The 6,274-nt window shown below is 69.4% G+C and carries 3 protein-coding genes and 4 pseudogenes; 3 read left to right on the top strand and 4 right to left on the bottom strand.

Annotated elements, in window-relative coordinates; genetic code table 11:
* Positions 1 to 74: 74 nt before the first annotated feature.
* Positions 75 to 1,742, top strand: a complete 1,668-nt coding sequence (locus tag ABZ281_RS32920; protein WP_356661468.1) for a hypothetical protein — start codon at positions 75 to 77, stop codon at positions 1,740 to 1,742.
* Positions 1,743 to 1,878: 136 nt separating this feature from the next.
* Here ABZ281_RS32920 and ABZ281_RS32915 read toward each other — a convergent pair whose 3' ends face one another.
* Positions 1,879 to 2,439: an HIT domain-containing protein gene (locus tag ABZ281_RS32915; protein WP_031104476.1), complete on the bottom strand. Its 561-nt coding sequence runs from the start codon at positions 2,437 to 2,439 to the stop codon at positions 1,879 to 1,881.
* A gap of 84 nt (positions 2,440 to 2,523) precedes the next feature.
* Here ABZ281_RS32915 and ABZ281_RS32910 point away from each other — a divergent pair.
* A pseudogene (locus ABZ281_RS32910) lies at positions 2,524 to 3,326 on the top strand (IS30 family transposase); the annotation flags it as partial.
* Positions 3,327 to 3,350: 24 nt separating this feature from the next.
* On the opposite strand, the pseudogene ABZ281_RS32905 reads toward ABZ281_RS32910, so the two are convergent.
* Positions 3,351 to 3,538: pseudogene (locus ABZ281_RS32905) on the bottom strand (IS30 family transposase); the annotation flags it as partial.
* Between the two features lie 110 nt (positions 3,539 to 3,648).
* On the opposite strand from ABZ281_RS32905, the pseudogene ABZ281_RS32900 reads away from it, so the two are divergent.
* Positions 3,649 to 3,796, top strand: a pseudogene (locus ABZ281_RS32900) (IS30 family transposase); the annotation flags it as partial.
* A 59-nt stretch (positions 3,797 to 3,855) separates the two neighbouring features.
* On the opposite strand, the gene thrS reads toward ABZ281_RS32900, so the two are convergent.
* Entirely contained in the window at positions 3,856 to 5,832 is a 1,977-nt protein-coding gene (thrS, locus tag ABZ281_RS32895; RefSeq protein ID WP_356661466.1) for a threonine--tRNA ligase, read from the bottom strand.
* Positions 5,833 to 5,923: 91 nt separating this feature from the next.
* A pseudogene (locus ABZ281_RS32890) lies at positions 5,924 to 6,274 on the bottom strand (hypothetical protein); the annotation flags it as partial.

Below are 6,274 nucleotides of genomic sequence, written 5' to 3'. Positions count from 1 at the left end.
ATACGCTGATGACCTGATCAACAGGTGTGCGGAGCGCGGAAGTCGGGAAGGCCGCAGATGCGGATGCGGCAGCGATGGGGGCGGCAGTGACGGACGGATTCGACTTCAGCCCGGGAGCCCAGGTGCCCCTGGCGGGTGCGAGCGGCCAGACGGCGGCGACCTATGCGCTGGCCGCGGCGGCGTACCGGGACGACGAGGTCACCAAGATCCTGAACGCCGACAACGAGTGGCACCAGTCGAAGGTGACTCCCCCGCGCTCCTGGGCGAAGATCTTCCGCCCCAGGTTCGGCGAAGCGTTCTCCCGCGCGGTGATCGACCGGATGCTGGGTGCCGGGCGCAAGCCGGTCATCCAGTCCTTCGGCATCGAGCCGCAGGTCGTCGTGGAGCACTGCCTGGCGGCCCACCGCATCCGCCGCGACCGTGACAACTGGCTCTCGGCGATCACGGTGATCTGCGGGGTGCTCTTCCTGCCCGGCTTCCTGGTGTGGCTGCTGGTGTTCACGCTGCGCACCACCATGGCCAAGCGCGAGGACAAGCGGGCCGGTGCCCTCGCCACGACGCTGCTGGTCGCGGTGGGCGCGCTGGCCGTGCTGTTCCTGATCCGCATGCCGTTTACGGGCTTCTGGGCCCTGTACGGACGCGCGGCGGTGATCATGCCGGTCGTCGGCTGGTTCTGGGCCAAGCAGATCTGCGAGCGGACCGCCCGTGACCTGCGGGAGCGCTGGTCGAGTCTGCTGTCCGGCGGCGGTGTCGGCGCCAAGATCCCCGAGGCCGTGCCCGGCAACCCCGGCGACGCGGCCGAGCAGGTGCGCAAGGAGCTGGCCCGTCTCGCCGCCGAGCAGCGGTCCAACTCGGTCTTCTACGCGGGCCCCAAGGGCATACTCGGCATGGGTACGCGGTGGGGCAGCTGGCAGCTGGCCGAGGAGTTGGTCTCCGCCGAGCCGGGCAAGGAGTTCCACCCCTTCCGCAGCTGGGACGTCATCGTGGCGATCCAGGGCGGTCTCGGCATGCTGGAGCGCACGTCGATCAACACCGGCGGCTTCCCCAAGCCGTCCATCACGCACTGGATCGTCACGCCGATCGGCGAGAAGGCGACGGACGTGTCCCGGCCGAGCGGCACGGACGTCGACGCGTACACGGTCCGGACGCACGCCATCCAGGACATCTGCAACAAGCAGCAGTTCGGCAGCGGCGACCGGCACTACCTGGGTGTGCAGTGGGCCCTGTGGGACGGCCACCTGGTGATCACGATGCTGATCACGGTGACCGTGCTGCACGACACCCTGCGCATCGAGGTCACCGGACATGCGCTGGGGCCGGTCAACCCCCTGTTCAACGAGAAGCCGGCGGCCAAGGAGAAGGCGGTGCAGAAGGCTCTCCGATTCTGGGAGACCCGCACCGTGAAGCTGCCGCTGATCGACGCCGACGAGGTGGTACGGCTGGCCGCGCGCGCCCCGCTGACCTGGTATCCCCCATTGCTGAACTGGCTCGGCGGCAGTCTGACACTGCCCGAGCCGTTCGGTCTGCGGCACGCGTGGGCCGACCAGCCGTGGCGGCACCGGTTCATGGCCGACGACGCGCTGCGGGCGGCCACGCCCGTGCTGCGGGTGGTGCACACGGCGGCGCTGAAGGTGTTGCGGGAGAACGGCGTGGACGTGGAAAAGTTCGGGTCCCGGTCGGCGGCGCTCAGCGGGGCGGTTCAGGAAGCCGCGCCGAAGAAGGCGGACGTCTACGACGCGTAGGCCTGCGGCGGTCGAGCCGATCAGCCGAGGGCCGGCGGTGGCCGGTGTCCCTGGGGGCTTCGACCCCAGACCCCCTCGGCCTGAACGGCCTCGTCCTCGGACGCCGGACGGTTTGAGGGCTGCCACCCCGCCGCAATCAGGCGGTCGGCCAGGCCTCCGCCAGCATCTTCCTGGTGTCGGCCAGCAGCTGCGGCAGCACCCGCGTGTGCCCCACCACCGGCATGAAGTTCGTGTCCCCGCCCCAGCGCGGCACGATGTGCTGGTGCAGGTGCGCGGCGATGCCCGCGCCCGCGACCGTGCCCTGGTTCATTCCGATGTTGAAGCCGTGTGCGCCGGAGGCCGTGCGCAGGGCCGTCATCGCCTGCTTGGTGAGTTCGCCGAGCTCGGCGGTCTCCCCCGCCGTGAGGTCGGTGTAGTCGGCGACGTGCCGGTAGGGCACGGTCATCAGGTGGCCGCCGTTGTACGGGTAGAGGTTGAGCACCGCGTAGACCTGTTCGCCGCGCCGGACGACGAGCCCGTCCTCGTCGGACTTGGCCGGGATGGAGCAGAAGGGGCAGCCGTCGCCGGCGCCCGGGCCGGTCGGCTTGTTCTCGCCCTGGATGTAGGCCATCCGATGGGGCGTCCACAGACGCTGGAACGCGTCCTGCGTCCCTACTCCCAGCTGCTGCTCCGGCTCACTCGTCATGCAGTGCAGCATATGGCGTCGAGCTGGGGGGACGGCAAAGGCCCCCGGGATCCCTAGGTTCCACTGATCGTTGCAACACCCCAGTTCAGGGTGGCAATGGACTTCAGGATCCGGGAGGGCCGGAGGCCGCAGGGACCCAGGAAGCTGGTCCAGGAGCGGGAGGCATACTTCCGGCTTGTGGATCACGGAATGGGCTACTCCGAGGCTGCTGCAGCCATCGGCATCAACGTCCGGACGGGCAAGCGCCGGCGGAACGGACGCGGCGCCTCGGGCAGGAACAAGGCGGCACCACCGATCAACGAGATGGTGCCGCCGCCCGTTGAAACCGGCCCGCCCGCGCCGCCGCGCTCTCTGGGCGAGGCGGACCGCATCCACGTCGCCGACCGGCTGCGCGAGAAGGCCACCATCCGGGCCATCGCCGCCGAGCCGGGCCGCAGTCCGTCGACCATCGGCCGGGAGATACGCCGCAACCGGCACCCCACCAACGGTCAGTACCGGCCGCACGCCGTCCAGGAACCGCGCCGTCGCCCGCCGGCCCCGCCCCAGCAAGATCGGCCAGAGCCCGGAACTGCGCGACTTCATCCAGGACCACCTGACCCTGCGCTGGAGCCCGGAGCAGATCTGTCACGCCCTGCGCAGACGCTTTGCCGACCGGCCGGAGATGCACGTGACCCACGAGACCGTCTACCAGGCCCTTTACGTCCAAGGCCGCGGCGAACTGCGCCGTGAACTGACTCGCGCCCTGCGCACCGGACGGACCATGCGCCGCCCGCACCGTCCCGCCGCCAAACGCCGGCCGCGCTACTCCCGCCCCATGGTCATGATCAGCGAACGGCCCGCCGAAGCAGCCGACCGGGCCGTCCCCGGCACACTGGGAAGGCGACCTCATCGTCGGCCAGGGCTCCCGCTCCGCCACCGCCACCCACAAGGCCGTTGGTGTTCTCGTTCGAGCCGTGCTGCCAGGGGCTGCCGGGGTCGCAGAAGTAGACCGGGATGCCGGTGGCGATGCTGAAAGCGTGGTGGGCGGCCATCTCACAGCCTTGTCCCGGGTCAGGGACCGCTTCAGGTGTGGTGGGAGGGTCTGGGCGGTGTCGATGAGGGCGTTGCGGACGGCCGCCGCGCTGTGCCGGTGGGCAGGTGGGCAGGTGGGCAGGTGGGCAGGTGGGCAGGTGGGCAGGTGGGCAGGTGGACGAGCATCAGGTAGCGGGTGCTGCGTTCGAGCGGCAGTACTTCCCCAAGGGCAGCGACCTGTCCCGTCCCCACCCGAGAGGGCCTGAACGCCGTCGCCGCCGAACTCAACAGCCGCCCACGCAAAACGCTCGGCTGGGAAACCCCGGCCGAGCGTCTGTCCAAACGGCTCACGGCTTGATCAACTCACCGCGTGTTGCGATGAATCCCCGGAGATCCGGGGGCCTTCGCACGGTCTGATCAGACCTGAGTGCGCTCCTCGACGACCTTCAGGATCTTCGCGATGGCCTCGTCGAAGGGGATGCCGTTCTCCTGCGAGCCGTCGCGGTAGCGGAAGGACACGGACTCGTTGGACATGTCCTCGTCGCCCGCGATGACCATGAAGGGCACCTTCTGCTTCTGGGCGTTGCGGATCTTCTTCTGCATGCGGTCGGAGGAGGAGTCGACCTCGACGCGCAGGCCCTTCTTCTTGGCCGCGGCGGCGAACCTCTCCAGGTACTCCACGTGCGCGTCGCCGATCGGGATGCCGACCGCCTGGACCGGGGCCAGCCACGCCGGGAAGGCACCCGCGTAGTGCTCCAGGAGGACCGCGAAGAAGCGCTCGATGGAGCCGAACAGCGCGCGGTGGATCATGACGGGGCGCTGCTTGGAGCCGTCCGCGGAGGTGTACTCCAGGTCGAAGCGCTCCGGCAGGTTGAAGTCGAGCTGGATCGTCGACATCTGCCAGGTGCGGCCGATGGCGTCCTTGGTCTGGACGGAGATCTTCGGGCCGTAGAAGGCGGCGCCGCCCGGGTCGGGGACGAGGGGCAGTCCCTGCTTCTCGGCGACCTGGCGGAGCGTCTCCGTGGCCTCCTCCCAGGCCTCGTCCGAGCCGACGAACTTCTCCGGGTCCTTGGTGGACAGTTCCAGGTAGAAGTCGGTCAGGCCGTAGTCGCGCAGCAGGCCGAGGACGAAGGTGAGCGTCTTGTCGAGCTCCTCCGACATCTGCTCGCGGGTGCAGTAGATGTGCGCGTCGTCCTGGGTGAAGCCGCGGGCACGGGTCAGGCCGTGCACGACCCCGGACTTCTCGTACCGGTACACCGTCCCGAACTCGAAGAGGCGCAGCGGCAGTTCACGGTAGGAACGCCCGCGCGCGTCGAAGATCAGGTTGTGCATCGGGCAGTTCATGGGCTTGAGGTAGTAGTCCACGCCCTCGTCGAGCTGCATGGGCGGGTACATGCCGTCGGCGTACCAGTCCAGGTGGCCCGAGGTCTCGAAGAGCTTCCCCTTGGTGGCGTGCGGGGTGTAGACGAACTCGTAGCCCTCTTCCTCGTGGCGGCGGCGCGAGTAGTCCTCCATGACCCGGCGGATGATGCCGCCCTTGGGGTGGAAGACGGCGAGGCCGGAGCCGATCTGCTCCGGCACGGAGAACAGGTCGAGCTCGCTGCCGAGCTTGCGGTGGTCGCGCTTCTCGGCCTCGGCGAGGAACTCCAGGTGCGCCTTGAGCTCGTCCTTGGTGGGCCAGGCGGTGCCGTAGATGCGCTGGAGCATGGGGTTCTTCTCGCTGCCGCGCCAGTAGGCGGCCGCGTTGCGCATCAGCTTGAACGCCGGGATGTTCCGGGTGGTGGGCAGGTGGGGGCCGCGGCAGAGGTCCTTCCAGCACAGGTCACCGGTCTTGGCGTCCAGGTTGTCGTAGATCGTCAGCTCACCGGCGCCGACCTCGACGTCCGCGCCGTCATCGTGCGAGGCAGAGCCCTTGAGGCCGATCAGCTCCAGCTTGTACGGCTCGTCGGCCAGTTCCTCGCGGGCCTCGTCGTCGGTGACGACACGGCGGGAAAAGCGCTGGCCGCGCTTCTGGATCTCCTGCATCTTCTTCTCGATGGCCTTGAGGTCATCGGGGTGGAAGGGCTTCTCGACGTCGAAGTCGTAGTAGAAGCCGTCCTTGACGGGCGGGCCGATGCCGAGCTTGGCCTCGGGGAAGAGCTCCTGCACGGCCTGTGCCATGACGTGCGCGGCGGAGTGGCGCAGGATGTTCAGGCCGTCCTCGGAGGAGATCTCGACGCCCTCGACCTCGTCGCCCTCGGACAGGGCGTACGACAGGTCCCTGAGCTCGCCTGCCACCCGCGCGGCGATGATCGAGCGCTCGCCGGCGAAGAGCTCGGCGGCCGTAGTGCCCGTCGTCACCACGCGTTCTTCCCGCTCGGAATCGCGCTGGATGATCACACGGACGTCTGACACCGGTCTCTCCTGACTGAAGGGGGCTGCGGCGCCATACCCGAGCGCGCGCACGAGTAAGGATCGTACCGACCCGGGGCCGCCCTTCGCGAAATCAGTCCCCGCGGTCCCCTCCGCAGGCCTCCTCGAAGAAGTCGACGTTCCCGTGGAGCTCCTTCATCAGCCGGTCCCGCTCGGCGTCGTCGACCTGGACGGGAACGACGCCGTGGGCTCCGGTGAGGCGGCGGAATCCGCCCCGGCTCTCCAGCCGCCCCTGCACCCGTACCGGGAGTCCGACGAGGTGGGCGTGCCCGGCGATCCGGTACGCCTCCTCGTCGAGGGTGATCCGTACGCTCGGTACGTCGGCCCCGGCCAGCACGCGCAGCCGCACCGTGCCCTCGCCGCGCGACCCGGGCCTGCGCAGCCGTACCACCGCCCCCGTGATCCGCACCGGCACTCCGGGTTC

It is taken from the genome of Streptomyces sp. NPDC006265, from assembly GCF_040613555.1.
Lineage (GTDB): Bacteria > Actinomycetota > Actinomycetes > Streptomycetales > Streptomycetaceae > Streptomyces.
Note: the sequence above shows the minus strand (reverse complement) of the source record. Positions and strands in the feature narration are given on the sequence as shown.